Source organism: Pedococcus sp. P1_H8 (assembly GCF_056405175.1).
In genome coordinates this window covers 1-400 of sequence record NZ_JBFUCP010000343.1, presented here as the reverse complement: position 1 = coordinate 400, position 400 = coordinate 1, and the positions used below count along the sequence as shown (strand labels likewise).

At 67.0% G+C, this 400-nt stretch carries 1 protein-coding gene; it reads left to right on the top strand.

The features are described 5' to 3' along the window. Positions 1-400 (top strand): carbohydrate ABC transporter permease (locus tag AC1DYG_RS20300; protein ID WP_477641640.1); only part of this gene is annotated, 400 nt, incomplete at both ends.

The window sequence follows — 400 nt, the reverse complement described above, 5'->3', positions numbered from 1 at the left end:
CCGTTCTACTGGATGGTGGTCACCGCGCTGCGGCCGGTCGCCGACACCTTCGACACCTCGCCGTGGCCGACGACGCTGACCCTGGACAACTTCCGGGCGGCCCTGGCCACCGACAAGGGCAACGACTTCCTCGGCGCGATCGTCAACAGCCTGATCATCGGCGCGGCCACCACCGCGGTCGGCCTGCTGCTCGGTGTCTTCACTGCGTACGCGCTGGCGCGCATCGAGTTCCGCGGCAAGTACCTGGTCACCGGGATCATCCTCGGCGCCTCGATGTTCCCCACCGTCGCGCTGGTGACCCCGCTGTTCCAGCTGTTCGGCAACCTCGGCTGGATCGGCCAGTACCAGGCGCTGATCATCCCGAACATCTCGTTCGTGCTGCCGCTGACCATCTACACGC